The sequence below is a fragment of the Cupriavidus sp. 05T42 genome (assembly GCF_056396345.1).
In genome coordinates this window covers 323001-349727 of record NZ_JBFTLH010000004.1, presented here as the reverse complement: position 1 = coordinate 349727, position 26727 = coordinate 323001, and the positions used below count along the sequence as shown (strand labels likewise).

Below are 26727 nucleotides of genomic sequence, written 5' to 3'. Positions count from 1 at the left end.
GCGGGAGGAATTGCCATGGATACCCTGAACCAGTTGATGCACGGCTTCGCCGTCGCCATCACACCGATCAACCTGATGTGGGCCCTCGTGGGCTGCTTCCTCGGCACCGCCATCGGCGTGCTGCCGGGCATTGGCCCGGCCCTGACCGTGGCGATGCTGCTGCCGCTGACGGCCAAGGTGGAACCCACCGCCGCGCTGATCATGTTCGCCGGCATCTACTACGGCGCGATGTACGGCGGCTCGACCACCTCCATCCTGATGAACACGCCGGGCGAGTCGTCCACCATGGTCACCGCCATGGAAGGCAACCTGATGGCCAAGAACGGCCGCGCCGGGCCGGCGCTGGCCACGGCGGCGATCGGCTCCTTCGTGGCGGGCACCATCGCCACCGTGCTGCTGTCGATGTTCGCGCCGGTGGCGGCGGACGTGGCGCTGCAGTTCGGCCCGGGCGAGTACTTCATGATCATGCTGCTGGCCTTCACGACCGTGTCGGCCGTGCTCGGCTCGTCGCTGCTGCGCGGCATGACCAGCCTGTTCCTGGGGCTCGGCATCGGCCTGATCGGCATCGATTCGCTGTCCGGCCAGACCCGTTACTCGATGAACATCCAGGAGCTTTACGACGGCGTGGATATCGTCGTGGTGGCCGTGGGCCTGTTCGCCGTGGGCGAGGCGCTGTTCAACGCGTTCTTCCCGCAGCCGGCMGGCTCGTTCAACAAGCTCAGTTCCGTCCACATGAACAAGTCGGACTGGAAGCGCTCGGTGCCGGCCTGGCTGCGCGGCACGCTGATCGGCTTCCCGTTCGGGCTGATTCCGGCCGGCGGCGCGGAGATCCCGACCTTCCTGTCGTACGCGACCGAAAAGAAGCTCTCCAAACACCAGGACGAGTTCGGCAAGGTGGGCGCCATCGAGGGCGTGGCCGGCCCCGAGGCCGCCAACAACGCCGCCGTGACGGCCACGCTGGCGCCGCTGCTGACGCTGGGCATTCCGACCTCGAACACCACCGCCATCCTGCTGGCGGCGTTCCAGAACTACAACCTCCAGCCCGGTCCGATGCTGTTCCAGACCTCGGGCGATCTGGTCTGGGGCCTGCTGGCGTCGCTGTACATCGGCAACGTGATGCTGCTGGTGCTGAACCTGCCGGCGATCGGCCTCTGGGTGCGCATGCTGCGCGTGCCCACGCCGCTGCTGTACGGCGGCATCCTGATCTTCGCGGGGCTCGGTGCGTACGGTATCCGCCAGTCGTGGTTCGACCTGCTGCTGCTGTTCGTGATCGGCCTGCTGGGCATGGCCATGCGCCGCTTCGACTTCCCCACGGCGCCGGTCATCGTCGGCCTGATCCTGGGGCCGATGGCCGAGAAGCAGCTGCGCAATGCGCTGTCGATTGGCCAGGGCGACTGGAGCCTGTTCGTCAAGCAGCCGATCTCCGCCACGATTCTGGCGATGACGGTGGCCGTGGTGGTGGTGCCGCGCGTGCTGCGCTGGCACGCCAGCCGCAGCAGTGCCCGCGCTGCTGCCGACAACGCGGCGTAGCCGTCGCCCGCCCCGGCCGGCGGGGTCTTGCAGTGCATCACACGGGGGGCTGCGGCCCCCTGTATCATTGGCGAAACCCGCTCGACAGGATCGCCATGCCGGAACCGACCTCCGCACCKACCKCAGCGCCCGCCTTCACCCTGGCTGATGTCGATGCCACGCTGGAACGCGTGCTCGCCCCGTGGGTGCGCCAGCTTGGCCTGCGAGCCGAGGCGGTGGACGACCAGGGCGTGACGCTGCGCCTGCCGTTCAGTGAGACTTTTCGCCATGCCGGCGGCGTGGTGTGCGGGCAGGTACTGATGTCGGCAGCCGATACGGCGATGATCGTCGCCATCTCCCGGGTGCTCGGGGAGTTCCGCCCGATGACCACGGTCAGCCTGACCACCAACTTCATGCGGCCTGTGATCGACGGCGACGTGCGCGTGCGCGCCAACGTGCTGCGGCTCGGCAAGACCGTGGTGTTCGGCGAGATCGAGCTGACCGGCACCGACGGCAAGCTGGCGGTGCAGGCCACCACCACCTACGCGCTGCTCTGACATCCAGGACCATCCGACGATGATGACTGGCGCCGCGCCAATCTCCTCCGCCCCTCCCCAGCCGCTTTCCCAGCCGTTCGACCAGATCGTGTTCGCCGGCGGCGGCAACCGATGCTGGTGGCAGGCCGGCTGGTGGGACACCGTGGCGCCCGAGCTGGCGCTGCGGCCGCGCGTGATTGCGGGCATCTCGGCCGGGGCGGCTACGGCGTGCATGGTCCATGCGCATGATTCGCACCAGACCATGGCCTATTACCGCGACATCCTGGCCAACAACACGCGCAACGCCTACTGGGGCAACCTGCTGCGGCGCGAGCGCGTGTTTCCGCATTACGGCATCTATCGCAACGCGCTGCTGTCGCTGTTCGGCGATAACCGGCTCGCGCGGCTCCAGGCCGCGCCCGAGATCCGCATCGGCGTGGCGCATATCCCGCCGTGGAGCGGCCCGCGCCTGGCCGTGGCCGCCGGGCTGCTCGCGTACAACATCGACAAGCACCTCCTCAAGACGCTGCACCCGCGGCTGGGCCGCAAGCTGGGCTTCCGGCCCGAGTTCGTGCGCGCGCAGGATTGTGCTTCGCCCGAGGATCTGGCCGATCTGCTCTTGCAGTCGGCCTCCACGCCGCCGTTCACACCGGTACTGAAGCGCCATGGGCGCGCGGTGCTCGATGGCGGGCTGGTGGACAACGTGCCCGTCGATGCGCTCGACCCGGCCCCCGGCAACGTGCTGGTGCTGGTGACGCGGCTGTACCCGCGCCCGCCCCGCTTCGTGCTGGCGGAGGGCGGCCAGCGCCGGCTGTACCTGCAGCCGTCGCAGCGCGTACCCATCTCGAGCTGGGACTACACCCGGCCCGAGGCCATGACACATGCCTACGATCTGGGCCGGCGCGACGCGGAAGCGTTTCTGCGCGACTGGCCCACGATCCGGGACGAGGAATTGTTGCCGGCGCCCTGAGTGGTTGCGCCCACGGGCGCCGGTCGGTCGTGTTGAATGCGGCGATGCGCCGCGTACAAGGAGACATGGATGACTAAGCGCCAGGCAACACCCGAGACCGCCACCCCGGCACCGGCCAAGGAGCGCCGCCGCGCGCGCGAGATCAGCGCGGCGCCCGTGGTGGAGAACGTGCCGCGCCGCAAGCGCAATGGCCGGCCGGGCAAGGCGCGCGAGGCGGACCTCGTCGTCATCGGCGCGGGTTCCGGCGGCGTAGCGGCGGCCCGGCGCGCGGCGTCGCTGGGCGCGCGCGTGATCCTGGTCGAACGTGGCGCCATCGGCGGCACCTGCGTCAATCGCGGCTGCGTGCCCAAGAAGATGCTGTCCTACGGTGCCACCTGGGCGGCCATTTTGTCCGATTGCCTGTCTCACACGGGCGGCAAGGAGGACTGGCGCGATGCCATCGTGCGGGTCAATGCCGAGGTCGCGCGTCTCAACGCGTCTTATGCCCAGCGGCTGACCGAGGCCGGCGTGGAGATCCTGCACGGCGAGGCCCGGCTGACGAGCCCGACCGAGATCGTCGTCGGCAACGAAACCCTGCGCACCCGCAAGACGCTGATCGCCACGGGCGCGCGGCCGCGCGTACTTTCGGTGCCCGGCGGCGAGCTGGCGAGCACGTCCGACGATGTGTTCACGTGGCAGACCGTGCCGGCGTCGATGGTGGTGATCGGCGGGGGGTATATCGCCGTGGAACTGGCGTCGATCCTGTCGCGCTACGGGGTCAAGGTCGACCTGCTCGTGCGCGAGGACCGACTGCTGCCGCGCTTCGACCACGACGTCTCCGCCTCGCTGGCCGGGGCGCTGGCCGCCAAGGGCATCCGCCTGCATTTCAATACCGAGGTGACGCTGCTCTCGCAGGCCAATGGCGCGACCGAGGTCTGCTATACGCAGGACGGCAACCCGGGCCGTACCCAGACCGTGCGCGCCCAGGCGGTGCTGTCGGCCATCGGTCGGCAGGCCAATGTGGAGGGGCTGGGGCTCGAGGACATCGGCATCGAACTGGGCGAAAAGGGCGGCATCGTTGTGGACCGCCAGTTCCGCAGCGCGGAGCGCGCGCTGTACGCGGTGGGCGACTGCATGGCCGAGAACCTGCACCTGACGCCGGTGGCCATCGCACAGGGCCGCTGGGTCGCGGACCGCCTGTTCGGCAAGCGCGGCGACCTGGCCGATTTCGACATCGTGCCCACGGCCGTGTTCTGCGAGCCGGCCATCGGCGTGGTGGGCATGACGGAGGCGCAGGCCATCGAGGACGCGGGGAAGCCGGAGCGCATCCGCACCGAAATCAAGCGATTCGTCTCATTGGAAAACCGCTTCGGCGGCAGTTCGCAACAGTCGATGATCAAGCTGGTGCTGAACGCGCGCAGCGGCCGGGTGCTCGGCGTGCATTTGATGGACAACGCCGCGCCCGAGATCATCCAGGCGCTGGCGGTGTCGCTGCGGCTGGGGCTCAAGGCCTCGCACCTGAAGACGACCCTGCCCCTGCATCCGACGGTGGCGGAGGAGATGTTCGGGTAGGCGCTAAACCATTGACCCCAAACGCAAAAACGGACGCCGAAGCGTCCGTTTTCTTGTATCTGGTGGCCTGGGACGGAATCGAACCGCCGACACAAGGATTTTCAATCCTCTGCTCTACCGACTGAGCTACCGGGCCAAAGAAGCGAAACTATATCAGCGCGAAACCGGCCAGTCAAGCGCCCCGTGCATCACTGTCGGTCATTGTTCGGTGGGCTCGGGCTTGTTGCGACCCAGCTCCACGCCGAGCTGCTTGAGCTTGCGGTACAGGTGGGTCCGTTCGAGGCCGGTCTTCTCGGCCACGCGTGTCATGCTGCCGTGTTCGCGCACCAGGTGGTATTCGAAATAGGCACGCTCGAACAGATCGCGTGCCTCACGCAATGGCATGTCGAAGGAGAAGTGCATCTCGGCCTCGGGCAGGCGTGCCGGATTGCCGTTCGCGGCGATCTCCGCGGGCATCTCGGCGGGCGCCAGCGCGGCCGCGGCGGCTTCGCCCGTGGCAGAGGTGGCGGCAGGCGCCGCGCTGGCCGCCGTCGGCGCCGTACGCGGGCGTTCGATGCCGCGCGCCAAGCCTTGCTCCACGGCGGACAGCAACTTCTGCAGCGCGATGGGCTTCTCGAGGAAGTTCAGCGCGCCAATCTTGGTCGCCTCCACAGCGGTGTCAATCGTGGCGTGGCCAGACATCATGATGACCGGCATCGTCAGGTAACCCTGTGCCGACCATTCCTTGAGCAAGCTGACGCCATCGGTATCTGGCATCCAGATATCGAGCAATACCAGATCGGGCGTCCCGGCCGCACGGTACTCGCGTGCCTGCTGGGCGTTCTCCGCCACTTCGACCACATGGCCTTCGTCACTCAGGATCTCCGAGAGTAATTCCCGGATGCCCATTTCGTCGTCGACTACGAGGATGGTTGCCATACTTCCCCTCTTAACCCCACCGCAGCGCCACCGGACGGTGACGCAGTTTGACTATGCCAGTTTAACGAACAGGATCGAGATCTGTGCCCCGATGATCTCGGCGCCGTCCATGCGATTGCGTAACTCGATGCGCGCGCCGTGTTCGTCAATGATCTTCTTTACCATCGCCAGCCCGAGACCCGTACCCTTGGCTTTCGTGGTCACATACGGTTCGAACGCCCGACTGAGAATACGGGGTGCGAATCCTGGACCATTGTCCGCGATGGACAGCTTGACGGCCTGCCGGTCTTCGCCAGCAGAATCTTTGTATTCTACAGTCTCGGTGTGCAGAGTGATATGGGGCGCCGCCCTACCGGCCGCCACGTTGTCCGCCACCGCATCCTGCGCATTCTGCAGCAAGTTGTGGATCACCTGCCGCAACTGGGTCGGATCTCCCTTTATTTCAGGCAAATCGGGCCCCAGCGCCGAATGGATCACGGGATGCTCGTGCACCCCGGGCTCGTCGATCCCATACAGATGCAAGACTTCTGCCACCAGGTGATTCAGCGCCAGCGTCTGCACTACGGCGGGCGGCGTACGCGCGTAATCGCGGAAGTCGTCAACCATGCGTTTCATTGCCGCCACTTGGTTAACGATCGTTGCGGCCCCGCGCTTTAGCACTTCCGCATCGGTTGTCTCCAATTTCGGCGAAAGTTTCATCTGCAGGCGCTCCGCCGAGAGTTGGATCGGGGTGAGCGGATTCTTGATTTCGTGGGCCAGCCGGCGCGCCACCTCGCCCCAGGCGACCGAGCGCTGGGCCGAGATCACATCGGAAATATCGTCGAAAACCACCACGTAGCCGGGCTCGTCGCGGCTGCCGCCCGGCAGGTGGGCGCCGCGCACCAGCAGCGTCAGCGGCTGTTCCTCGTCGCCCTGCGGCAGTTCGATCTGCTTCTGCCAGTGCCGCGCGCCGCCCAGCACCTCGCTGGTGTTCTGCTCGGAAAACGCCTGGCGCACGATCTCGGTGAACTCGCCCAGCCCTGGAATCTGCTCGGCCGGCTGGCCCAGCACACCGGCGAAGGGCTGGCGGAAGATGCGCTCGGCGCCGGGGTTGGCGGTCAGCAGCGCAAAGCGCCGGTCGAACACCAGCACGCCGGCGGTCAGGTTCTGCAGCACGCTTTCCAGGTAGGCCTTCGACTGCTCCAGCGCGGTGCGGTTTTCCTCCACGGCGATGCGGGCCTCGGACAACTGGCGCGTCATCGCGTTGAACTGCTGCGTCAGCATGCCCAGTTCGTCGCGGCTTTTAAGTTCACGCTTGGGTGAGAGATCGCCCTCGGCCACCTCCTTGGTCCCCTGCAGCAGCATCAGCAGCGGCCGGGCGAGCTGGCCGCCCAGCAGCAGGGCCAGCATCACGGCGATGAACACGGCCAGGAACAGCGTCAGGGTCAGCGTGCCGATGTACATCTTGCGCAGGCCGGTGCGCCCCAGCGCCTTTTCCTGGTACTCCTGATAGGCGCGCTGGACCTCGTCGGCATTGCGTGCGAGCACGGCCGGCACTGGGTGCAGCACCTGGAGGTAGCGCTCCTCGCGCACCGTATCGCCCATCAGGCCGAAGCCGGTAGCCGGTGCGTCCTCGGGGCGGCGCTCCACGGACAGCCCCGACCCGGCCCAGCGGGCACCGGGCGCGGACATGCCGGCACGCGGCGGGCGCTGCGCGCGCTGGACCGCGGCGGCTGCAGCCACGGCGGCGGCCTGCGCCTCCGCGTCGGTCGAGTTCTGCGACGGCGCCGGCCCGAGCGGAATGATCACGCGGATGCGGTACAGGTGGGTACTGTCGATGGGGCCCGTGCGCTTGCCGTCCACCGAGGGCTCGGTGCCGCCCTCCACGGCCGCATAGCCGCCGGCCAGCCGCGCCTGCTCGGCGAGCATGCCCGACGGCAGGTCCGGCACCAGCGAGGCGTAGCTGCTCGACGCCGTGGCCATCACCCGGCCGCTGCCGGTGAAGATCGCGGCCTCCTGCACGCCGTACTGCTCGCGCAGCCGGTTCAGTTGCAGCGACGTGGCCATGCCCGACGACCCCGTGAGCTGGTCCGCCATCAGCCGGGCCTTGCCCTGCAGATCGGCCAGTTGGCTGTCGATGGTGGACCGGCCCAGGTTCAGCCCGGCCTCGAGCGCCGTTTCCACGCGTACATCGAACCAGGATTCGATGCTGCGCGAGACGAACTGCAGCGAGACCAGGTAGATCAGCACGCCCGGCAGCAYGCCCACCACGCCGAAGAACACGGCCAGCTTGGTCATCAGCCGCGTGCCGAACTTGCCGCGCCGGTAGCGCACCCACAGCGTCATGGCCAACGCGCCCACGGTCAGCACAAGCAGCGCGCCGACGACGAGGTTGACCTTGAACAGCAGGGTGAAATAGCGATCGAAGAATTCGGTGTTGGCCGAGGCCCCGGCCAGCAGGCCCACCAGGACCAGCGCCAGGAAGACGATGATCCCCACCACGACGCGATAGAGCACGCGGCGGAATCGGCTGTCCCAGATCGCTCCGTTCATGGCGGGCTCGATGCGGGCTGTACCAATTGGCTCGGAGACAGGACCGTGGAGACGGTCTGCGAGAACGGCGTGCGGGCATCGGCTGATGGCGCGGAGGCCGCGGCGGGCGCGGAGCCGGGGATGGYCGGCGCAGCGGGCGGTGCCGGGGGTGCCGCAGGCGGTGAGGCCGGCATCGGGGCCGGCGGTGGGGGCAGCGGCTGCGGCGCGTCGAGGTTGGTCGGCACGGTGTAGTTGAAGCGCTTCCACTCGGACGACAGGTTCCACTCGCGCGTGTTCACCGCATTGATCTGGAACGGCTTCGGCAGCTGCGAGAGGTCGAGCCGCATGCGCAGCTCGGCGTGATAGGTTTCGCCGCGCCGCACGTCGCCGCGCTCGAACACGCGCCAGCCACGCACCTGCTGGATGAACTGCAGCGCGCCCTTGAGGCGGTTGAACGGCAGTTGCAGCCCGCCCGTGGAAACGCGGTACTGACGCGTCAGCGGCTGATACGACAGGCGCACGCTGCGGTTGGTGTTCACCGGCTTCTCGTCGAACCAGTACCAGCGCGGGCGCGAGAGCTGGAATTCGACCACGAAATAGAGCGGAATGCCCTTGTGCAGCGCGTCTTCCAGCGCCGGCGGCAGGTCGAAATCGAACGAAGTGGCCAGCTCGAAGCCGCCGTCCTGGTATTCGATCTTCGCTTCGGAATTCTCGATGAGCTGCGCCTCGGCGCGGGGCGTCAGCGCTAGCAGCAGGCTCAGCAGCAGCCATGCGGTGACGGCCCAAATGCTGAGTGTGCCAAGGGTGCCCAGCGCACGCCGGCCGCTATTGGCCAGCGCGAGCGCCGGCGCCTCGCGCGTTGCGCGGCCCGGGACTCGGTGGACGAACAAGCGCAGCGGGCTCGGCATCGGTGGGATCAGGCGCGTTTCTGGAAGCGGGCGTAGTAGAAGCCATCGTGATCGGTAGGCAGACCCGATGGCGAACCGGTTGGCAGGCTGGCCGTTTCAGGCGCCTTCGTACCGGGCAGCAGTTGTCCCGGCGCTTGCAATCGTATCGCATCTGGTAGCTGCGCACCAAACCAGAGCGCCTGCTCCTCGCCTTCCGTTGGGAAAATAGAACAGGTCACGTACACCAGGATGCCGCCCGGCTTCAGCAGCGGCCAAAGTTGAGACACGATGCGACGCTGCTCATTGACGAGGCGCGCGATATCTGTCTCGCGGCGCAGCCAGCGGATATCGGGATGGCGCCGCACGATGCCCGACGCCGAGCACGGCACGTCCGCCAGGATGCGATCGAACGGCTGGCCGTCCCACCAGTCCTGGGGCCGGCTCGCGTCGCCGACGATCACGTTGGCGCGCTGGCCCAGGCGGGCAAGGTTTTCGTGGATGCGGGCGGCGCGTTGCGCGTCGCTCTCCACGGCGGTGACGTCGATGTCGGCCAGCTCCAGCAGGTGGCCGGTCTTGCCGCCGGGGGCCGCGCAGGCATCGAGCACGCGCATGCCATCAGACAATTCGCAAAGGGGCGCGGCCAGTTGCGCGCCGGCGTCCTGCACCGACACATCGCCTTCGGCAAAGCCGGGCACCTGCGAGACCGGGAACGCGCGGACCAGCCGCACCGCCTGCTCGCCCACGACCGTGCCGGCCATGCCGGCGTTGGCCAGTTCAGTCAGATACTCCGGCACCGACATGCGCTGCGTGTTCACGCGCAGCGTCATCGGCGGCCGGGCGTTGACGCTCTCCGCCAACGTAGTCCACTGGTCCGGGTACGCCTTGCGCAGCTGCGCCAGCCACCAGGACGGCAGGTTGTAGCGCGCTTCCTCGTCCTGGTTGACGGTCTGCATCAGTTGCTGACGTTCACGCAAAAAGCGGCGCAGCACCGCGTTCACCAGGCCGCGCGCGTGGGCGGTCTTCGGCTCKGATGCGGCCGCGCTGACGGCCTGGTCTACCACGGTGAAATCGCTGTAGCCACCGCGCCCGACCTTGCTGGCATCGCCCTCCTCGCCTTCCAGCAGCAGCGCCAGGGCCACGGCCAGCAGGGAATCGACGAGCGCGCCGGGCGGGCGCGTKACCAGTTCGGTGACCAGCGCGCGCGTGGTGCCGAACTGGCGCACGGTGCGATAGGCCAGGTCCTGCACGGCGCCGCGCGTGGCGGCGTCGCGCACGCGGTCGAGCCGCAGGTGCGTGGCGACGTCTTCGATGGCCTGCGGCAGGGCCGTGCCTTCATTGACGCCGCGTACCGCCGCGGCGGCGCCGAGCATCTGGAAGGCAAGTGAATCGTGTTGCAGGCGCATGGAATACGAGAATTCTGAAAATGCTATGAATGACAGTGACCGGCACGGCGTGCCGATCACAAAAAAAGCCCGCCGGTTCCGGGGAACACAGCGGGCAGTTTACCCGGACTCGGGGCGCGCGGCCGGCCTCAGGCGGGATAGGTGCCCGTCTGCGCCATGTGCATCAGCCGCGCAACGCGCTCCTCGGTGGCCGGGTGGGTCGAGAACAGGTTGGCGATGCCGCCGCCCGAGAGCGGGTTCATGATCATCATCTGCGCCGTGGCCGGGTGCGCCTCGGCGGCCTGGAACGGGATACCCTGCGCGTAGCGGTGGATCTTGTCCAGCGCGCTGGCCAGCGCCTGCGGGTCGCCGCTGATCTCGGCGCCGCCCCGGTCGGCCTCGAATTCACGCGCCCGGGAAATCGCCATCTGGATCAGCGAGGCCGCCAGCGGGGCCAGGATCGCCACGGCGATGCTGGCGATCGGATTGGACCGATTGCCGTTCTCGTCGCGCCCGCCGAAGAACATCGCCATGTTGGCCAACGCCGAGATCGCACCGGCCATCGTGGCCGCGATGGTCGAGGTCAGGATATCGCGGTGCTTCACGTGCGCCAGTTCGTGCGCCATCACGCCGCGCAGCTCGCGGTCAGACAGCACGCGCAGGATGCCCGTGGTGGCCGCCACCGCCGCGTGCTCGGGGTTACGCCCCGTGGCAAACGCGTTCGGCGCGTCCTCGTTGATCAGGTACACACGCGGCATCGGCAGCCCGGCGCGCTGGGACAGCTCCTGCACCATGTTGTAGAACTGCGGCGCCGTGCCGGCGTCCACTTCCTGCGCGTTGTACATGCGCAGGACCATTTTGTCCGAGAACCAGTAGGAAAAGAAATTCATGCCCAGCGCGATCAACAGCGCGAACATCATCCCGCTGCGGCCCCCGATCATGCCCCCGATGACGATGAACAGCGCCGTGATGGCGGCCATCAGCATGAAGGTCTTGACCCAGTTGAACATGGAAAAGTCTCCCAAATCGACAATCGACGTACATCCCCGCGTACCCGCCCCTGCGGGACGCGTTGACGGTTAGATCGGGACCGATTGCCGGAAATTCAATGTCCGTAGCAGGGTTTTTGCAGACGGATGTGGAGATTGCGTCACGCCGGCACGAGGCAGCGCGTGCCCGGCGGCAGCGGCTGGCCCTGCAGGAACTGTTGCGCCGGCTGGCGGCGGCCGCCCGGCTTCTGGAGTTCGGTGACCTGGAGCGCGCTGCCCTCGCCGCAGGCGATGATCACGCCGCTGGCGTCGGCCGCCAGCACAGTGCCGGGCGGGTGCGGCAGCGGCGTCGAGCTGGCCAGCGGCAGCGCCTGCCAGCACTTGATGACGGTGTCGCCCACCTGCACCGTGGCMCCGGGGAAGGGGTTGAAGGCGCGCACCTGGCCAGCCAGCGCCGTGGCCGGGCGGCGCAGGTCGAGCGGCGCTTCGTCCTTGGCGATCTTCTCGGCATAGGTCACGCCGGCCTCGGGCTGGGGCGTGGCGGCCAGCGGCTGGCCGGCCGCCAGTTGCTGCAGCGCCGCGACGATCATCCGCCCGCCCAGCGCCGCCAGCGTGTCATGGAGCGTGCCGGTGGTGTCCAGCGGGCCGATCGGCACGGCCTCGCGGGAGAGCATGCCGCCCGTGTCGAGCCCTTCGTCCATCTGCATCAGCGTGATGCCGCTCTCGGCATCGCCGGCCTCGATGGCACGGTGGATCGGCGCCGCGCCGCGCCAGCGCGGCAGCAGCGAGGCGTGGATGTTCAGGCACCCATGGCGCGGCAGCGTCAGCACCTCGGCCGGCAGGATCAGGCCGTAGGCGGCCACCACCATGACATCGGGCGCCGTGGCCGCCAGCGCATCGACGGCCGCGCCGGCTTCCTCGGGATATTTGCCCTGGCGGCGCAGCGAGCGCGGCTGCAGTACCGGCCCGAGGCCGGCATCGAGCGCAAACTGTTTGACTGGGCTGGCCTGCAGCTGCATGCCGCGGCCCGCCGGGCGGTCCGGCTGGGTCAGCACGGCCACCACCGGGAAGCCTGCGGCGTGGATGGCCTCCAGGGCGACGCGCGCGAATTCCGGGGTGCCGGCAAAGGCAACGCGCAGTGGCTGGGCTTGGGTCATGGCAGGGTTCCGCGATAAAAACGCCACCGGCCGCATGGTGGCGGCCGGGTGCATTGGGTGCTTCGGAGGGGTTAACGATAGCAGACGGCGCCGGCGCGGCGGCACCGCTGTTACATCCGCGAACGGACGCGCTTCTGGAGCTTCTGCTTGATGCGGGTGACCTTGAGCGGCGACAGGTACTCGACGAACACCTTGCCCATCAGGTGATCCATCTCGTGCTGTATACATACAGCGAGCAGATCGTCGGCATCGAGTTCGAAGGCTTCGCCCTTTTCGTTCAGCGCGCGTACGCGCACGCGGTCCGGGCGCTCCACGCGGTCGTAGACCTCGGGCACGGACAGGCAGCCCTCTTCCCAGACCTTGCGGTTGTCGCTGGCCCAGACGATTTCCGGGTTGATGAAGACCTGGAGGGCGTCGCGCGTCTCGGAGAGGTCGATCACGATCACGCGCTCGTGCACATCCACCTGCGTGGCGGCCAGGCCGATGCCCGGCGCTTCGTACATGGTTTCGGCCATGTCGCGCACCAGCGTGCGGATGCGGTCATCCACCACCTCCACGGGCTTGGCCACTTTGTGCAGGCGGGGATCGGGGTAGGTGAGGATGTCGAGTTTTGCCATGATGCTCGGGCGCAACGCCAGGTGCTGTCTACTGCCCGGCCGCGTTGCGGCGACGGGTGTTTACATGCAGAATCGGGGCGCAAGTACAAAAAATCAAGGCGGGCCGCAGCAGGCACGCTCTCTAGGGTCAATCCGGTCGCTACACCGACCGGTTCACGAAAATGCGCGATCTTACCAAAGAACAAGCGGCGTCGGGCCGCAGGCTGCACGCGTTCACCCTTCTCATGCTAAGTGTCGCCGGCATCACTGCCGGGGCGGGCATGACCGTCCAGGCCGCAGACCTCAGTGTCTCGCCGGCGCAGCAGGCGCAAGCCGACCGGACGGCACAGCAAGGCATTCCAGTTGCCGATCTGGCGCCCAGCGCGCCGGGCCAGTACACGGTGCGCTCCGGCGACACCCTGTGGGGCATCTCGGGCCGCTTCCTGCGCCAGCCCTGGCGCTGGCCCGAGCTGTGGGGCATGAACAAGCAGCAGATCCGCAATCCCCACCTGATCTATCCGGGCCAGACCCTGTATCTGGTCACCCGCGATGGCCGCGCCTACCTGAGCACGACCGCACCGGGCGGCGCGAGTGGCGATGGCCGCCTCTCGCCGCGCATGCGGGGCGAAGGCGCCGATGGCGACGCGATCCTGAGCATTCCGGCGGCCGACATCGAGCCGTTCCTGATCCGCCCGCTGGTGGTGGACAAGGACACCGTCGATACCTCGGCGCGCCTCGTGGCCCTGCCCGATGCCCGTGTCTACATGGGCCGTGGCGATACCGGCTACGCGCGCGGCATTGGCCCCGGCGATGCCTCCATCGGCAGCGACTGGCAGGCCTTCAAGCCGGCCTTGCCGGTGCGTGATCCGATCACCAACAAGGTGATTGGCTTCGAGGCCGAATACCAGGGCAGCGTGCGCGTCTCGCGTCCGCCCGAGGGCCCGGACGCCGTGACCACGGTGCAGGCCACTCAGTCGCTGCAGGAAATGGGCCCCGGCACACTGCTGCTGCCCCAGCCCCCGCGCGAGCTGGTGCGCTATGTGCCGCACGCGCCCGAGACCGACGTGAATGCCCGCATCGCAGCCGTATATGGCGGCGTGCAGTACGGCGGCGCCAAGCAGGTGGTGGTGCTGAACGTGGGCACCGATGCCGGGCTCGAGCCGGGCCATGTGCTGGCGCTCTCGCGTGACGGCGGTCTGGTCAAGGATCCGACGGACAGCAATCGCACCATCCGGCTGCCCGACGACCGGTACGGGCTGGCCTATGTGTATCGCGTGTTCCCGGGTATCTCGTACGCGCTGGTCACCGATGCCACGAACCTGATGAAGGTTGGCGACATCGCCACGACGCCACGTTGACCGGTTGGCGCGCGCCGGAGGGCGCGCAAGTCTCCGGGCCGGCCCTGGGCAAGGATGCGGGGCTGGCCGACGTTGCGGCGTGGCTGCGGCTGATCGCCACGCCAGGACTGAGCGCAGCGGCCGCGCGCCGGCTGCTGGGCGCGTTCGGCCTGCCGTCGGCGGTGCTGGCGCAGCCCGCTGCCCGACTGCATGGGCTGGTGCCGCCCGCCATCGCCCAAATCCTGACCGCCCCGCCCGATGCCACGCTGGCCGCGCTGATCGCGCGTACCGAGGCATGGCTTGCCGTACCCAACCATCACCTCGTCACGCTCGCCGATAGCGATTACCCGGCGCGGCTGCTCGACCTCGCCGATCCCCCGCTCCTCCTCCACGTCAATGGCCGGCGCGATGCGCTGGCAGCGCCGTCCATCGGCATCGTCGGCGCGCGCAAGGCCACCGTGCAGGGGGCGAAGGACGCCCACGCGTTTGCCGCTGCCCTGTCCGGGGCGGGATTCACGGTGGTGTCCGGCCTCGCGCTCGGTATCGATGCAGCGGCCCATGCGGGGGCGATGTCCGGCGCCGGCGGCACGATTGCCGTCATCGGCACGGGTATCGATGTGGTGTATCCGGCACGCCATCACGCGCTGGCGCATGAGATCGTCGACCGAGGCGGCGCCATCCTCAGCGAATTTCCCCTTGGAACGCCGCCGGTGAGCCACCACTTCCCCAAGCGGAACCGGCTGATCGCGGCACTGGGCCAGGGCGTGCTGGTGGTCGAGGCGGCCGAGCGGTCGGGGTCGCTGATCACGGCGCGGCTGGCGTCGGAGCTGGGGCGCGAGGTGTTCGCGATACCCGGCTCGATGCACGCGCCGCTCTCGAAAGGCTGTCACCGGTTGATCCGGCAGGGCGCCAAGCTGGTGGAAAGCCTCGAGGACATCGTGGAGGAGTTTCCCGACCTCGCCCCGTCATCGGCCAGACCCGCCGGGGCGGAGGTTGCCGACCCCCGCCCGACCCCCGCCGACGCATTCGGCGCCGCCCTCGCCTATGATCCTGTGACACTAGACGCCTTGTGCGCCTGCAGCGGAATGTCGGCGGATGCGGCGTCGGCAGCGCTTTTACAGCTGGAACTGGCCGGCGCGGTGGAGCGATTACCGGGCAACCGCTACCGGCGGCTCGGGTAAGGGGCGCCAAACTCTATACAATCTGCCGGCAATTGCCGCGGCTGGTKCCGTAGGCTGCTCATGTTTTCGACTGCCATGACCGTTTACTTTCCCGAACAAGACGCCGCGGCGCTGCGCCAGGCGTTGGCCGCGCGGCCAGCGGGCCGGCTGGTGGCCTGCCTGTGCGCGGACTGGTGCGGGACGTGCAAGGACTATATGAGTGGCTTTGCGGCGCTGGCAGCGCGCTATCCCGGCGACTGCTTTGTCTGGATCGATATCGAGACCCACGCCGACCGGCTCGGCGAGGACATCGACATTGAGAATTTTCCGACGGTGCTGATCCAGCCCGTGGCCGGCGGCGATCCGCATTTTTACGGCACGGTGCTACCTCATCTGGAAGTGTTGGAGCGAATGCTGGACCGTGGGGCGTCGATGCCCGCGGCCGCATCGGAAATTCCCGAAGTGCTCGACTGGTTACTCGAGAGCCACCCCGGCTGATGCCATGTGCTGCCTGAGCCTCAGGCGGCGTTTGCTTGCACCGCCGACGGATGCGCGCTTATTATTGGCGCCTCAAAGCCCAGGCGTGCTGTTTACATAATTAGCAGTGCCAATCAAGAGGCGCTGGCTTCCCCTGGAGGGGGCCGCGCCGCAAGGACCCGTTCAATGTCTAAAGCCCTCATCATCGCGGAAAAGCCATCGGTCGCCGCCGATATCGCGCGCGCCCTCGGGGGCTTTACCAAGCACGACGAGTACTTCGAGAGCGACGACTACGTGCTGTCTTCGGCCGTGGGCCACCTCGTGGAGATTGCCGCGCCGGACGACTACGAGGTCAAGCGCGGCAAGTGGAGCTTCGCCAATCTGCCGGTGATACCGCCGCACTTCGACCTGCGCCCGATCCAGAAGACCGAATCGCGGCTGAAGGTGCTGAACCGGCTGATCAAGCGCAAGGACGTGACCGGCCTGATCAACGCCTGCGATGCGGGGCGCGAGGGGGAACTGATCTTCCGCCTGATCGCGCAACAGGCCAAGGCCAAGCAGCCGGTGCGCCGGCTGTGGCTGCAGTCGATGACGCCGCAGGCCATCCGCGACGGGTTTGCGCAGTTGCGCGACGACCTGGAAATGATGCCGCTGGCCGATGCCGCGCGCTGCCGGTCGGAGGCCGATTGGCTGGTCGGCATCAACGGCACCCGGGCGATGACCGCGTTCAACAGCAAGGGCGGCGGTTTCTTCCTGACCACGGTGGGCCGGGTGCAGACCCCGACGCTGTCGATCGTGGTGGAGCGCKAGGAGAAGATCAAACACTTCGTGGCGCGCGACTACTGGGAGGTGCACGCCGAGTTCATCGCCGCCAAGGGCCTCTATGAAGGCCGCTGGTTCGACCCGAAGTTCAAGAAGAACGAGTTCGACCCCGAGGCGCGCGAGGCGCGCCTGTGGAGCGAGGCCGAGGCCAAGAGCATCGTGGCCGCCTGCCGCGACAAGCCGGGCACCGTCACCGAGGAATCGAAGCCGTCGACGCAGCAGTCGCCGGCACTGTTCGACCTGACCACGCTCCAGCGCGAGGCCAACTCGCGTTTCGGCTTCTCCGCCAAGAACACGCTGGGCCTGGCCCAGGCGCTGTACGAAAAGCACAAGGTGCTGACGTACCCGCGTACCGACGCCCGCGCGCTGCCCGAGGACTACCTGGAGACGGTCAAGGAGACCATGGGCATGCTGGCCGACAGCTCGCCCAACTACCTGACCCACGCCAAGAAGATCCTGGCCAGCGGCTGGGTGAAGCCGAACAAGAAGATCTTCGACAACAGCAAGATCAGCGATCACTTCGCCATCATCCCGACGCTGCAGGCGCCCAAGAACCTGTCCGAGCCCGAGCAGAAGCTGTATGACCTGGTGGTGCGCCGCTTCCTGGCGGTGTTCTTCCCGGCTGCCGAGTTCCAGGTGACCACCCGTATCACCGAAGTGGCCGGCCACCACTTCAAGACCGAGGGCAAGGTCCTGGTCAATCCGGGCTGGCTGGTGATCTATGGCCGCGAGGCGCAGGGCAAGGACGACAAGGACGCCAACCTGGTGCCGGTGGACAAGGGCGAGCGCGTCAAGACCGACAAGGTCGAGTCCGTCGGCCTGACCACGCGCCCGCCGGCGCGCTACAACGAAGCCACGCTGCTCTCGGCGATGGAAGGCGCGGGCAAGCTCGTCGACGACGACGCGCTGCGCGAGGCCATGGCAGGCAAGGGCCTCGGCACGCCGGCCACGCGCGCAGCCATCATCGAAGGGCTGCTGACCGAGAAGTACCTCGTGCGCGAGGGCCGCGAACTGATCCCGACCGCCAAGGCGTTCCAGCTCATGACGCTGCTGCGCGGCTTGGGCGTGCTCGAACTGACGCAGGCCGAGCTGACCGGCGAGTGGGAGCACAAGCTGTCGCAGATCGAGCGCGGCCGGCTCAAGCGCGACGAATTCATGCGTGAGATCGCGCAGATGACGCAGCAGATCGTCAAGCGCGCCAAGGAATACGACAGCGACACCATTCCGGGCGACTACGCCACGCTGGACACCCCGTGCCCGCAGTGCGGCGGCCAGGTCAAGGAAAACTACCGCCGCTTTGCCTGCACCGCGTGCGAGTTCTCGATCAGCAAGATCCCGGGCGGCCGCCAGTTCGAGATCGAGGAAGTCGAGGAACTGCTGCTGAAGAAGGAAATTGGTCCGCTGCAGGGCTTCCGCAGCAAGATGGGCCGGCCGTTCGCGGCCATCCTGAAGCTGGCCAAGGGCGACGACGGCAACTGGAAGATGGAGTTCGACTTCGGCCAGAACGACGATGACGCCGATGGCGAGCCGATCGACTTCAGCGCCCAGACCCCGGTGGGGTCGTGCCCGAAGTGCAKCGGCGCGGTCTACGAGCACGGCATGAAGTACGTCTGCGAGAATGCCGTAGGCAGCGAGAAGACCTGCGATTTCACCACCGGCAAGATCATCCTGCAGCAGGAAATCTCGCGCGAGCAGATCGGCAAGCTGCTGACGGCCGGCAAGACAGACCTGCTGACCGGCTTCAAGTCGTCCCGCACGGGCCGCAACTTCAAGGCGTTCCTGGTGAAGCAGCCGGACGGCAAGATCGGCTTCGAGTTCGAGGTACGTGAGCCGAAGGCTGGCGCCAAGGGCGCCGCAGCCAAGACCGCCAAGGGGGCCAAGGCCACTGAAGCGGCCGAAGGTGCCGAGACCGAAGCCGCCACGGCCAAGCCGGCGGCGAAGAAGGTAGCCGCGAAGAAGGCGCCCGCCAAGAAGGCTGCAACGAAGACCGCGACCAAGACCGCCACCGCCAAGACCCCGGCCGCCAAGAAGACCCGCGCCGCCACCAAGGMGACGGCCGACGCCGAAGAGTAAAAGCCCGCGCGGCGCGAGCCGGGCGGGCTTTCTTCGAGCGACGAAGGCAGGCAACGCGGCGGAATCAGACCGCCAGCACCTCCAGGCGCTTGCCCAACTGGTGGAACGCCGCTTCGATCTGTTCGATCTTGGACGAGTGGCGCAGATCCAGCAGTCGGTCGACTTGCGGCATATGCAGCGCCAGCCGCCGCGCCAGTTCCGCCTTGCGCACCCCTTGGGTCAGCAACTCGTTTGCCAGTTGGACCTTGGCCGCGACAAGCGCGGGCAGCACCACGGTGCGTTGGCCTCGCTTTGGCTTCGAGCCTCGCGGAATAATGCGCTTCTCCTGGAAATAGATCTCGAAAGCCGCCTCGAGGGCGTCGAGGCCCTCCACGAGCGCGTCCGCTTCATCCTCGCCAACCGAGGTCGCTTCGGGAACGTCGGGGAAAGTGACAAGCAATGTGCCGTTGTCATCCGGCGTGAGGTTGACTGGGTACGCGTACATTTGGGGCCTCCCCGCTTACTTGATACCGAGCTGCTTCTTGATGGCTTCGACCAGTCCCGTGCCCATTTCCTTGGAACCATGGTCCGGAAAGATGGTGGTCCTGCCACGGAGCGTCACCCGGTAGTGGCTCGAGCCGCTTCGGTGCCGCTCAAACGTGGCACCTTGCTGGCGCAGCCATTTCCGAAACTCGCTGTATTTCATGCGCCTCCAGATGCGTCGGGAGGTGTGCATGGTACAACACAAATGTTGTGTTTTGTTGTGAAATTCTACAACATTTTTGTTGCGTTTTGGGTGGCGTGTTTCGAGTCGCGTTTGACTACGGCTTCTGTCCGCTGGCTTCGCCGGCCCGCTTCGTGCCTTCCTCGAGCAGGAAGTCGATGAAGGCGCGCACCTTGGTCGGCAGGAACTTCCGGCTGGGGTAGACCACGCTCACGTCGCGGCGCGGCAGTTGGTATTGGGGCAGGATGTGCGTGAGGCGGCCGGCTTCGATGTTGGGCCGGGCGAGATAGGAGGACAGCATGGCGATGCCCATATTGGCCAGCGCGGCCTGGTGGGCCAGTTCGGCGTTGCTGCACAGCAGGCCCGGCCGGATCGCGACCGTGACGTCGCCTTCGGGGCCGGAGAGCGTCCATTCGTGCTCGGCCGTCGGCAGCCGCATGGCGATGCAGCGGTGGTTGGCGAGGTCCTGGGCATTACGCAGCGGTGGGTGCGCGCGCAGGTAGCCGGGCGAGGCACACAGGATGACTTCGGCCGAAATCAGCGGCCGTGCCACGAGGTGCGAGCCGAGACCCAGGTCGGACAGCATCACACCAACATCCCGGCCTTCTTCCACGATATCGACGATACGGTCCGAGAGCAGCACGTCGAACACCACGTCCGGGTAGAGCTGCTGGAAGCGTTCCAGGGTCTGCGGCAGCAGGTGGAGGCCGAACATGACCGGCGCCACCAGCCGCAGCGTGCCCGAGAGCGACTGGCTGCGCGCCGTGACCACCGATTCGGCTTCTTCCACATCCTCGAGGATCTGGCCGCAGCGCTGGAGGTAGGTTTCGCCGGCGTCCGTCAGCGAGAGGCTGCGGGTGGTGCGGTTCAGCAGCCGGGTGCCCAGGTGGCTTTCCAGGTCCGCCACATAGCGCGTGACCACGGCATTGGACATTTCCAATTGCTGCGCCGCACGTGCAAAACTGCCAAGTTCCACCACCTTGGCGAAGACGCGCATCGATTGAAGCCGATCCATGACATAGTCTCCCGATTCACCCGTGAACTTTTACACGATCCGGGGGATTTATTGTGAAAAGCACAATCAATCATTGTGGATGGCAATATTTATTCATATCAGGGGAATGCCTAATATCGCATCACCTGATGCCGCATCGCAACATCCACATTCCGAGCGCCGGCATCCACGAAAAACGAAAGGATTTGCCATGAAGCGCCAATTTGCCCTGACCGTTGCCCTGGTTGCCGCCCTCTCCGCCGCCCCGGCGTTCGCCAAGACCTCGTTCGACCCGTACACCGACGGCGCCAAGTCCACCAGGTTCGACTCGTTCACCGACGGTGCCCGCACCGGCAAGTTCGATTCGTTCGGTGAAGGCGCCCGCACTGGCAAGTTCGACTCCTTCGGCGAAGGCGCCCGTGCTGGCAACTTCGACGTCTACACCGACGGCGCCGCGCTCTGATCTGAGCCCGCCAGTCGCCAAAAAGCCCGTACCTGACCGGTACGGGCTTTTTGTTTATGCGCGCGATGTTTGCTGCGCGCCATGGAAAAACGGGCCCGAAGGCCCGTTTTTTCGTTACCCGCCAATGACTTAGTCGTCGTGGCGATGGCCATGGCGGCGATGCTTGCTCTTCTTGTAGTAGCGGCGATCGTCGTCGTAGGAGTTGCTGCGCGAGACGTTGCCGCCCAGCGCCGCACCGGCCGCGCCGCCCAGGCCCGCACCCACCAGGCCGCCCGTACGGCCGCCCATGGCGTTGCCGGMCGCCGTGCCGGCGCCGCCGCCCAGGGCGCCGCCGATGATGGCACCGGTGCGTTCGCGCTTGCTGGAGGTCAGCGCGCCGCCGGCGCCGCCGCCCACCGCGCCGCCGATCACGGAGCCGGTGCTGCCGCCCAGCGCGCCGCCCACGGCAGCGCCAGCCACGCCGCCCAGACCACCGCCGAGTGCATTGTTCAGGTCACCCCCTGCAAACGCCGGCAGCGCAGCCGCGGAGAGGGCAAGGGCCAGAGTGAGGGTGCGAAKATGGCGAGACATCGTGTTTTCCTTTATCAGTCGTGCATCTGGAACCGGAGTGTAGAGAACGAGCCGTGCCGTTGCTGTAACCAGTTGTGAGGCCCTGTAACCCGCTCCAGAAACGGTATCTATTGGTTAAAAATCGCGGTGTAAACACAACACCCGATTACCGGGGATAAAAAAAGCGACCCCGTAGGGTCGCTTTCGTCACGTCATGATGGATGACGTCAGCAGCACTTGCCCTGCCCGCCGCCGTACCGCGCTTCCTGGCGTTCGCGGAAGAATTCCTCGTACGTCATCGGCGCGCGGTCCGGGTGGGTGGACTCCATATGGGCCACGTAGGTCTGGTAGTCAGGCAGCCCGACCATCAGCCGCAGCGACTGGCCGAGGTAGCGGCCCATGGTCCCGATTTGATCCAGCATGGTGGCCTCCTGTGGATGGCGATTGGGTTGCGTACTCAGTGCTGCGCGGCCGAGGTGCCGGCCGGCAGCGGCTCGAACGGCGTCTCGCTGTCCGTGCGCTTGGTGATGCCGCGTGCCGCCATGGCCGTCTTGAAGCCATAGAAGACAATCGACAGCACCACGAACATGAACAACGCGCACAGGCCGGCGTCCAGGTAGTCGTTGAAGACGATGCGGTGCATCTGCTCCATCGTCTTGGCCGGCGCCAGGACCTTGCCCTGGGCGATGGCGTCGCTGAACTTGGCCGCGTGGGTCAGGAAGCCGACCTTCGGATCGGCATCGAACAGCTTCTGCCAGCCGGCGGTCAGCGTGCAGATCAGCAGCCACACGGTCGGCAGCGCGGTCACCCACGCGTACTGGCCGCGCTTCATCTTCACCAGCACGCAGGTGCCCAGCACCAGTGCCACGGCAGCCAGCATCTGGTTGGAGATGCCGAACAGCGGCCACAGCGTGTTGATGCCGCCCAGCGGATCGACCACGCCCTGGTACAGGAAGTAGCCCCAGGCCGCCACGGTCAGCGCGGTGGCGATCAGGTTGGCCGGCAGCGAGTCCGTGCGGCGCATGGACGGCACGAAGCTGCCCAGCAGATCCTGCAGCATGAAGCGGCCGGCGCGGGTGCCCGCGTCCACGGCGGTCAGGATGAACAGGGCTTCGAACAGGATGGCGAAGTGGTACCAGAACGCCATCATGGCCTGGCCGCCCACCACCTGGTGCAGGATGTGGGCGATACCCACGGCCAGCGTCGGCGCACCGCCGGCGCGCGAGATGATCGTGTTCTCGCCGACATTCCTGGCGGTCTCGATCAGCACGTCAGGGGTGATGACAAAGCCCCACGTCGACACGACCTGGGCCACGGCTTCCGGCGTCGTGCCGATCACGGCCGCCGGGCTGTTCATCGCGAAGTACACGCCCGGCTCGATCACCGAGGCGGCTACCAGCGCCATGATGGCGACGAAGGACTCGGCCAGCATCGCACCGTAGCCGATGAAGCGCGCGTGCGACTCGTTCTCCAGCAGCTTGKGCGTGGTGCCCGACGAGATCAGCGCGTGGAAGCCCGACACCGCGCCGCAGGCGATGGTGATGAAGAGGAACGGGAACAGGTTGCCCGACCACACCGGCCCGCCACCCTGGGCGAACTGCGTGAACGCCGGCATCTTGAGTTCCGGCGCGACGATCACGATGCCGATGGCCAGCGCGATGATCGTGCCGATCTTCAGGAACGTGGACAGATAGTCACGCGGCGCCAGCAGCAGCCACACCGGCAGCACGGCGGCGATGAAGCCGTAGATGATCAGCATCCACGTCAGGGCCTTGCCGTCGTAGGTGAACAGCGGCGCCAGCGTGGCGCTCTCGTGCACGTACTGGCCGCCGATGATGGCCAGCATCAGCAGCACGAAGCCGATGACGGAGACCTCGCCGATACGGCCCGGGCGGATGTAGCGGGTGTAGATGCCCATGAACAGCGCGATGGGGATGGTCACCGCCACAGTGAACGTGCCCCACGGCGAGCCGGCCAGCGCCTTCACCACGATCAGCGCCAGCACCGCCAGGATGATGATCATGATCATGAAGCAGCCGAACAGCGCGATCATGCCGGGCACCGTGCCCATCTCGGACTTGACCAGGTCGCCCAGCGAGCGGCCGTCGCGGCGCGTGGAGATGAACAGGATCATGAAGTCCTGCACCGCCCCGGCGAACACCACGCCGGCCAGGATCCACAGCATGCCGGGCATGTAGCCCATCTGCGCGGCCAGCACCGGGCCGACCAGCGGGCCGGCGCCGGCAATCGCGGCGAAGTGGTGGCCGAACAGCACCGCCTTGTTGGTCGGCACGTAGTCCAGGCCGTCGTTGTGGCGCCACGCGGGCGTCATGCGTTTGGGGTCGAGCTGCATCACCTTGTCGGCGATGAAGCGGCTGTAGTAGCGGTACGCGATCAGGTAGATGCAGAGCGCGGCAACCACGATCCACAGTGCACTGACGGCTTCCCCGCGCGACAGCGCGACGGTGGCGAAGGCAAACGCGCCGAGCACGGCGACGGCCAGCCACAACAGGTGTTGTCCGATGCGATTCATGTTGAAGGGTCTCCTCAGACCGGATATGAAAAACCTGGCGACGCGGATGGCGGGCAGAGTGGGTGGTGCCGGGGCGGCGGCGGACGATCCTGCGAGGAAAGGGGGTCTCCTGGATGTCTGCGGCGTGCCCGGTCTGTTCTCGTCTGTTCCGGATCTGGTCGGCAGGCAGGAGCGCACCGAACCGTGGGCGCGGCGCGCTGACTGCAACGGATTGTGCAGCGCAGGGGCGCACCGCCAATCCGGCGTGTAGTATTGACACCCGCTCCAGCCGGCACAAGCGCGTAACTACGCAACGGGCTTGCGTAGTACTACGTAAGGCCACGCTGCCATGCGGCCTCGCCGGCCTCGGTGTTTACCCCCGATCCAGATGAAACTCCGCCAGAAGATCCTGTTGCTCGCCGTGGCGCCGCTTGCGGTGGCCATGTTCGGCATCGCCTTGGCCGTGCGCTATCAGGCCACCGCGCTGGCCCGCCACGAGCGCGCGCTGGTGGAGGCGGCCTACCTCCAGAGCAAGGAAGTGGAGCTGCGCCACTACGTGGAACTGGCGCAGAGCGCCATTGCGCCGATGGTCGATTCCGGCCGCAACGATGCCGAGACCCGCCGCGCCGCCATGGAAGCCCTGGCGCGGCTCGACTACGGCCCGGACGGCTACTTCTTCCTCTATGACCTCCAAGGCCGCAACCTGATGCACCCGCGCCAGCCCGAACTGGTCGGCCAGGATTTGTGGCTGATGCGTGACCCGCAGGGCGCGCTGACCATCCAGCAGTTGATCATGGCGGCCAAGGCCGGCGGCGGCGCCGTGCGCTACCAGTGGAAGAAACCGTCCTCGCAGCAACTCGCCCCGAAGCTTGGCTACGTCGTGGCCGTGCCGGCGTGGAACTGGATGCTCGGCACCGGCATTTATCTCGACGATGTGGAGCGTACGCTACGTCAGCTCGATGCCCGGGCCGAGACCGACATCCGTGAGACCATGGCGTGGATCGGCGTGATTGCCGGCATCAGCATCCTGCTGGTGGCGGCGAGCGGCCTCGCCCTCAATGTGAGCGACCACCGCGAGGCGGACGCCAAGCTCCATCAGCTGGCCCGGCGCGTGGTGCAGTCGCAGGAGGAGGAGCGCGCGCGACTTTCGCGCGAGCTGCACGATGGCATCAGCCAGTTGCTGGTGTCGGTGAAGCTGGTGCTCGAGGCCGCCACGAACCGCCTGAAGCTGGCGCCGACCGAGGGCGCCTCGGTGGCGCCCGTGCTGGGCATGGCGCTGAACCGGCTCGACTCGGTGTTCAACGAGGTGCGACGGGTGGCGCGCAACCTGCGCCCCGCCCTGCTCGACGACCTGGGTTTGTTCGCCGCACTGCAGCACCTGGCGCGCGAGATGCAGGCCGGCAGCACGCTGGAGATCCACGTCACCCAGACCGGCCAGCCTTGTGAACTGGCCRACGAGCAGGCCACCGCGCTGTTCCGCATCGCCCAGGAGGCGCTGACCAACGTGGAGCGCCACGCGCATGCGCGGCGTGTGGAGGTGGCGCTCACCTTTGAAGACAAGCTCACGCGGCTGACGGTGCGTGACGACGGCACGGGCTTCGACGTCGCCCGCATGCAGTCAGACCCGCAGCGCGGCATCGGGCTGCGCAACCTGCGCGAGCGCATGGCCGCGCTCGACGGCCAGTTTGTGCTGAGTTCCTCGCCGGCCGGCACCCGGCTGGTGGCCACGCTGCCCACGCGTCTTCCAGCCCAACCGCACGCCCCACCGCCCGCCCCAGCCCCCGTATCGGAAATTTCGCAGTCATGACCGCTTCGCACGACGACGCCACGACCTCCCCGGCGTCTCCCTCCGCCCCCGCACTCGCCACGCCGGCCCGCGTGCTGTTGATCGACGACCACGCGCTGGTGCGCGACGGCATGCGCATGCACCTGACGCTCCAGCCGGGGCTCGAAGTGGTGGGCGAGGCCGATGACGGCGAGGCGGCGCTCGGCTGGCTGGCCGCCGCCGGCCCCGGGCGGCACCCGGACCTCGTGATCACCGACATCGGCATGCGCGGCATGGGCGGCATCGCGCTGGCTGGCGCGCTGCACGACCGCTATCCGGAACTTGCCGTACTGATCGTGTCGATGCACGACAACCTCGAGTACGTGCGTCAGGCGATGCGTGCCGGCGCCCGCGGCTACGTGCTCAAGGACGCCCCGGCCGACGAATTGCTGGCCGCCATCCAGGCCGTGCTGGCCGGGCGCGTGTTCTACAGCGCCCGGATCGCGCGCGGCATGGCCGAGCAGACCGTGGGACCGGTGGACGCGCTCACGCCACGCGAGCGAGACATCCTGGCCGGCATCGGCCGGGGGCTGGCCAACAAGGAAATTGCCGCGCAACTCGGCGTGTCGGTGCGGACGGTGGAGACCCACCGCCTCAACCTCAAGCGCAAGCTCGGCATCGAGGGCCGCGCCGGGCTGGTGAAGTACGCCGTGCAATCGCTCGCCGGCGAGCAGGACGGCAACTAGCCCTCCTCCCCCGGCTTTTCCTCCGCCTTCCCAGCTTCTTTCCTGCCATCCGACTGCGGCCTGCCGCACGCGGAATCGGGTATCCCCTACATTGTTGGCGCGATGCCTGTTGCCTAACAT

The 26727-nt window shown here is 67.3% G+C and carries 24 protein-coding genes and 1 tRNA gene; 11 read left to right on the top strand and 14 right to left on the bottom strand.

Translation table 11 applies throughout. From position 1 onward, the window contains the following. The first annotated feature begins 15 nt into the window (after positions 1-15). The 4 genes from AC1EJR_RS07740 (at position 16) to AC1EJR_RS07725 (ending at position 4566) form a co-directional block, all read left to right on the top strand. The gene (locus tag AC1EJR_RS07740; protein ID WP_092290978.1) at positions 16-1530 is read left to right on the top strand and encodes a tripartite tricarboxylate transporter permease; all 1515 of its coding nucleotides are present in this window, start codon (positions 16-18) and stop codon (positions 1528-1530) included. A gap of 95 nt (positions 1531-1625) precedes the next feature. After that, complete coding sequence (locus tag AC1EJR_RS07735; protein ID WP_477146968.1) at positions 1626-2066, top strand: PaaI family thioesterase; 441 nt, start codon at positions 1626-1628, stop codon at positions 2064-2066. 19 nt (positions 2067-2085) lie between these two features. Continuing rightward, on the top strand, positions 2086-3015 hold the full coding sequence (locus AC1EJR_RS07730) for a patatin-like phospholipase family protein (protein ID WP_477110831.1): 930 nt from the start codon (positions 2086-2088) through the stop codon (positions 3013-3015). A 69-nt stretch (positions 3016-3084) separates the two neighbouring features. Next, positions 3085-4566 carry a dihydrolipoyl dehydrogenase family protein gene (locus AC1EJR_RS07725; protein WP_441591592.1) on the top strand — a complete coding sequence of 494 codons (1482 nt, stop codon included), beginning with the start codon at positions 3085-3087 and terminating at the stop codon, positions 4564-4566. A 60-nt stretch (positions 4567-4626) separates the two neighbouring features. Here AC1EJR_RS07725 and AC1EJR_RS07720 read toward each other — a convergent pair. The 8 genes from AC1EJR_RS07720 to def form a co-directional block, all read right to left on the bottom strand. Continuing rightward, positions 4627-4702 (bottom strand) — tRNA-Phe (locus tag AC1EJR_RS07720). Between the two features lie 62 nt (positions 4703-4764). Further along, positions 4765-5484: a response regulator gene (locus AC1EJR_RS07715; RefSeq protein WP_092290986.1), complete on the bottom strand. Its 720-nt coding sequence runs from the start codon at positions 5482-5484 to the stop codon at positions 4765-4767. Positions 5485-5535: 51 nt separating this feature from the next. Continuing rightward, positions 5536-8016: a sensor histidine kinase gene (locus AC1EJR_RS07710; protein WP_477146967.1), complete on the bottom strand. Its 2481-nt coding sequence runs from the start codon at positions 8014-8016 to the stop codon at positions 5536-5538. Further along, positions 8013-8903: a DUF4390 domain-containing protein gene (locus AC1EJR_RS07705; RefSeq protein WP_477146966.1), complete on the bottom strand. Its 891-nt coding sequence runs from the start codon at positions 8901-8903 to the stop codon at positions 8013-8015. The genes AC1EJR_RS07710 and AC1EJR_RS07705 overlap by 4 nt, the downstream gene beginning before the upstream one ends. Positions 8904-8911: 8 nt before the next feature. Continuing rightward, positions 8912-10285 carry a 16S rRNA (cytosine(967)-C(5))-methyltransferase RsmB gene (gene rsmB / locus AC1EJR_RS07700; protein ID WP_092290992.1) on the bottom strand — a complete coding sequence of 458 codons (1374 nt, stop codon included), beginning with the start codon at positions 10283-10285 and terminating at the stop codon, positions 8912-8914. Between the two features lie 128 nt (positions 10286-10413). Beyond that, positions 10414-11274 carry a zinc metalloprotease HtpX gene (htpX, locus tag AC1EJR_RS07695; RefSeq protein ID WP_092290994.1) on the bottom strand — a complete coding sequence of 287 codons (861 nt, stop codon included), beginning with the start codon at positions 11272-11274 and terminating at the stop codon, positions 10414-10416. 140 nt (positions 11275-11414) lie between these two features. Beyond that, the gene (fmt, locus tag AC1EJR_RS07690) at positions 11415-12410 is read right to left on the bottom strand and encodes a methionyl-tRNA formyltransferase (RefSeq protein ID WP_477110832.1); all 996 of its coding nucleotides are present in this window, start codon (positions 12408-12410) and stop codon (positions 11415-11417) included. Between the two features lie 110 nt (positions 12411-12520). Beyond that, complete coding sequence (gene def / locus AC1EJR_RS07685; protein ID WP_092290998.1) at positions 12521-13027, bottom strand: peptide deformylase; 507 nt, start codon at positions 13025-13027, stop codon at positions 12521-12523. Positions 13028-13188: 161 nt separating this feature from the next. Here def and AC1EJR_RS07680 point away from each other — a divergent pair, with 161 nt between their 5' ends. The 4 genes from AC1EJR_RS07680 to AC1EJR_RS07665 all read left to right on the top strand — a co-directional run bounded on the left by AC1EJR_RS07680 (position 13189) and on the right by AC1EJR_RS07665 (position 18875). Next, positions 13189-14364 carry a LysM peptidoglycan-binding domain-containing protein gene (locus AC1EJR_RS07680; RefSeq protein WP_092291000.1) on the top strand — a complete coding sequence of 392 codons (1176 nt, stop codon included), beginning with the start codon at positions 13189-13191 and terminating at the stop codon, positions 14362-14364. Beyond that, positions 14361-15524: a DNA-processing protein DprA gene (gene dprA / locus AC1EJR_RS07675; protein ID WP_477112781.1), complete on the top strand. Its 1164-nt coding sequence runs from the start codon at positions 14361-14363 to the stop codon at positions 15522-15524. Before AC1EJR_RS07680 ends, dprA begins: the two co-directional genes overlap by 4 nt. A gap of 75 nt (positions 15525-15599) precedes the next feature. After that, entirely contained in the window at positions 15600-16001 is a 402-nt protein-coding gene (locus tag AC1EJR_RS07670; RefSeq protein ID WP_149137045.1) for a thioredoxin family protein, read from the top strand. 165 nt (positions 16002-16166) lie between these two features. After that, complete coding sequence (locus AC1EJR_RS07665; RefSeq protein WP_477146965.1) at positions 16167-18875, top strand: DNA topoisomerase III; 2709 nt, start codon at positions 16167-16169, stop codon at positions 18873-18875. Positions 18876-18939: 64 nt separating this feature from the next. On the opposite strand, the gene AC1EJR_RS07660 is transcribed toward AC1EJR_RS07665, so the two are convergent. From AC1EJR_RS07660 to AC1EJR_RS07650, 3 genes are all read right to left on the bottom strand, one after another. After that, positions 18940-19359: a type II toxin-antitoxin system HicB family antitoxin gene (locus AC1EJR_RS07660; protein ID WP_441591586.1), complete on the bottom strand. Its 420-nt coding sequence runs from the start codon at positions 19357-19359 to the stop codon at positions 18940-18942. A gap of 15 nt (positions 19360-19374) precedes the next feature. Beyond that, the gene (locus tag AC1EJR_RS07655) at positions 19375-19560 is read right to left on the bottom strand and encodes a type II toxin-antitoxin system HicA family toxin (RefSeq protein WP_441591585.1); all 186 of its coding nucleotides are present in this window, start codon (positions 19558-19560) and stop codon (positions 19375-19377) included. A gap of 115 nt (positions 19561-19675) precedes the next feature. After that, a complete protein-coding gene (locus AC1EJR_RS07650) occupies positions 19676-20593 on the bottom strand; it encodes a LysR family transcriptional regulator (RefSeq protein WP_441591584.1) in 918 nt (305 codons plus the stop codon). A 190-nt stretch (positions 20594-20783) separates the two neighbouring features. On the opposite strand from AC1EJR_RS07650, the gene AC1EJR_RS07645 reads away from it, so the two are divergent. After that, positions 20784-21035, top strand: a complete 252-nt coding sequence (locus AC1EJR_RS07645) for a hypothetical protein (RefSeq protein ID WP_092291006.1) — start codon at positions 20784-20786, stop codon at positions 21033-21035. Positions 21036-21164: 129 nt separating this feature from the next. Here the strand turns inward: AC1EJR_RS07645 and AC1EJR_RS07640 are convergent, their stop codons facing one another. The 3 genes from AC1EJR_RS07640 to AC1EJR_RS07630 form a co-directional block, all read right to left on the bottom strand. Further along, the gene (locus AC1EJR_RS07640; protein ID WP_477146964.1) at positions 21165-21605 is read right to left on the bottom strand and encodes a hypothetical protein; all 441 of its coding nucleotides are present in this window, start codon (positions 21603-21605) and stop codon (positions 21165-21167) included. 206 nt (positions 21606-21811) lie between these two features. Further along, positions 21812-22006, bottom strand: a complete 195-nt coding sequence (locus AC1EJR_RS07635) for a YbdD/YjiX family protein (protein ID WP_092291010.1) — start codon at positions 22004-22006, stop codon at positions 21812-21814. 35 nt (positions 22007-22041) lie between these two features. Further along, a complete protein-coding gene (locus AC1EJR_RS07630; RefSeq protein ID WP_477146963.1) occupies positions 22042-24117 on the bottom strand; it encodes a carbon starvation CstA family protein in 2076 nt (691 codons plus the stop codon). Between the two features lie 367 nt (positions 24118-24484). Between AC1EJR_RS07630 and AC1EJR_RS07625 the strand changes: the two genes are divergently transcribed. Together AC1EJR_RS07625 and AC1EJR_RS07620 are read left to right on the top strand one after the other, a co-directional pair. After that, complete coding sequence (locus AC1EJR_RS07625) at positions 24485-25903, top strand: cache domain-containing protein (protein WP_477146962.1); 1419 nt, start codon at positions 24485-24487, stop codon at positions 25901-25903. Further along, entirely contained in the window at positions 25900-26607 is a 708-nt protein-coding gene (locus tag AC1EJR_RS07620) for a response regulator (protein WP_477112779.1), read from the top strand. The genes AC1EJR_RS07625 and AC1EJR_RS07620 overlap by 4 nt, the downstream gene beginning before the upstream one ends. Positions 26608-26727 lie beyond the last annotated feature (120 nt).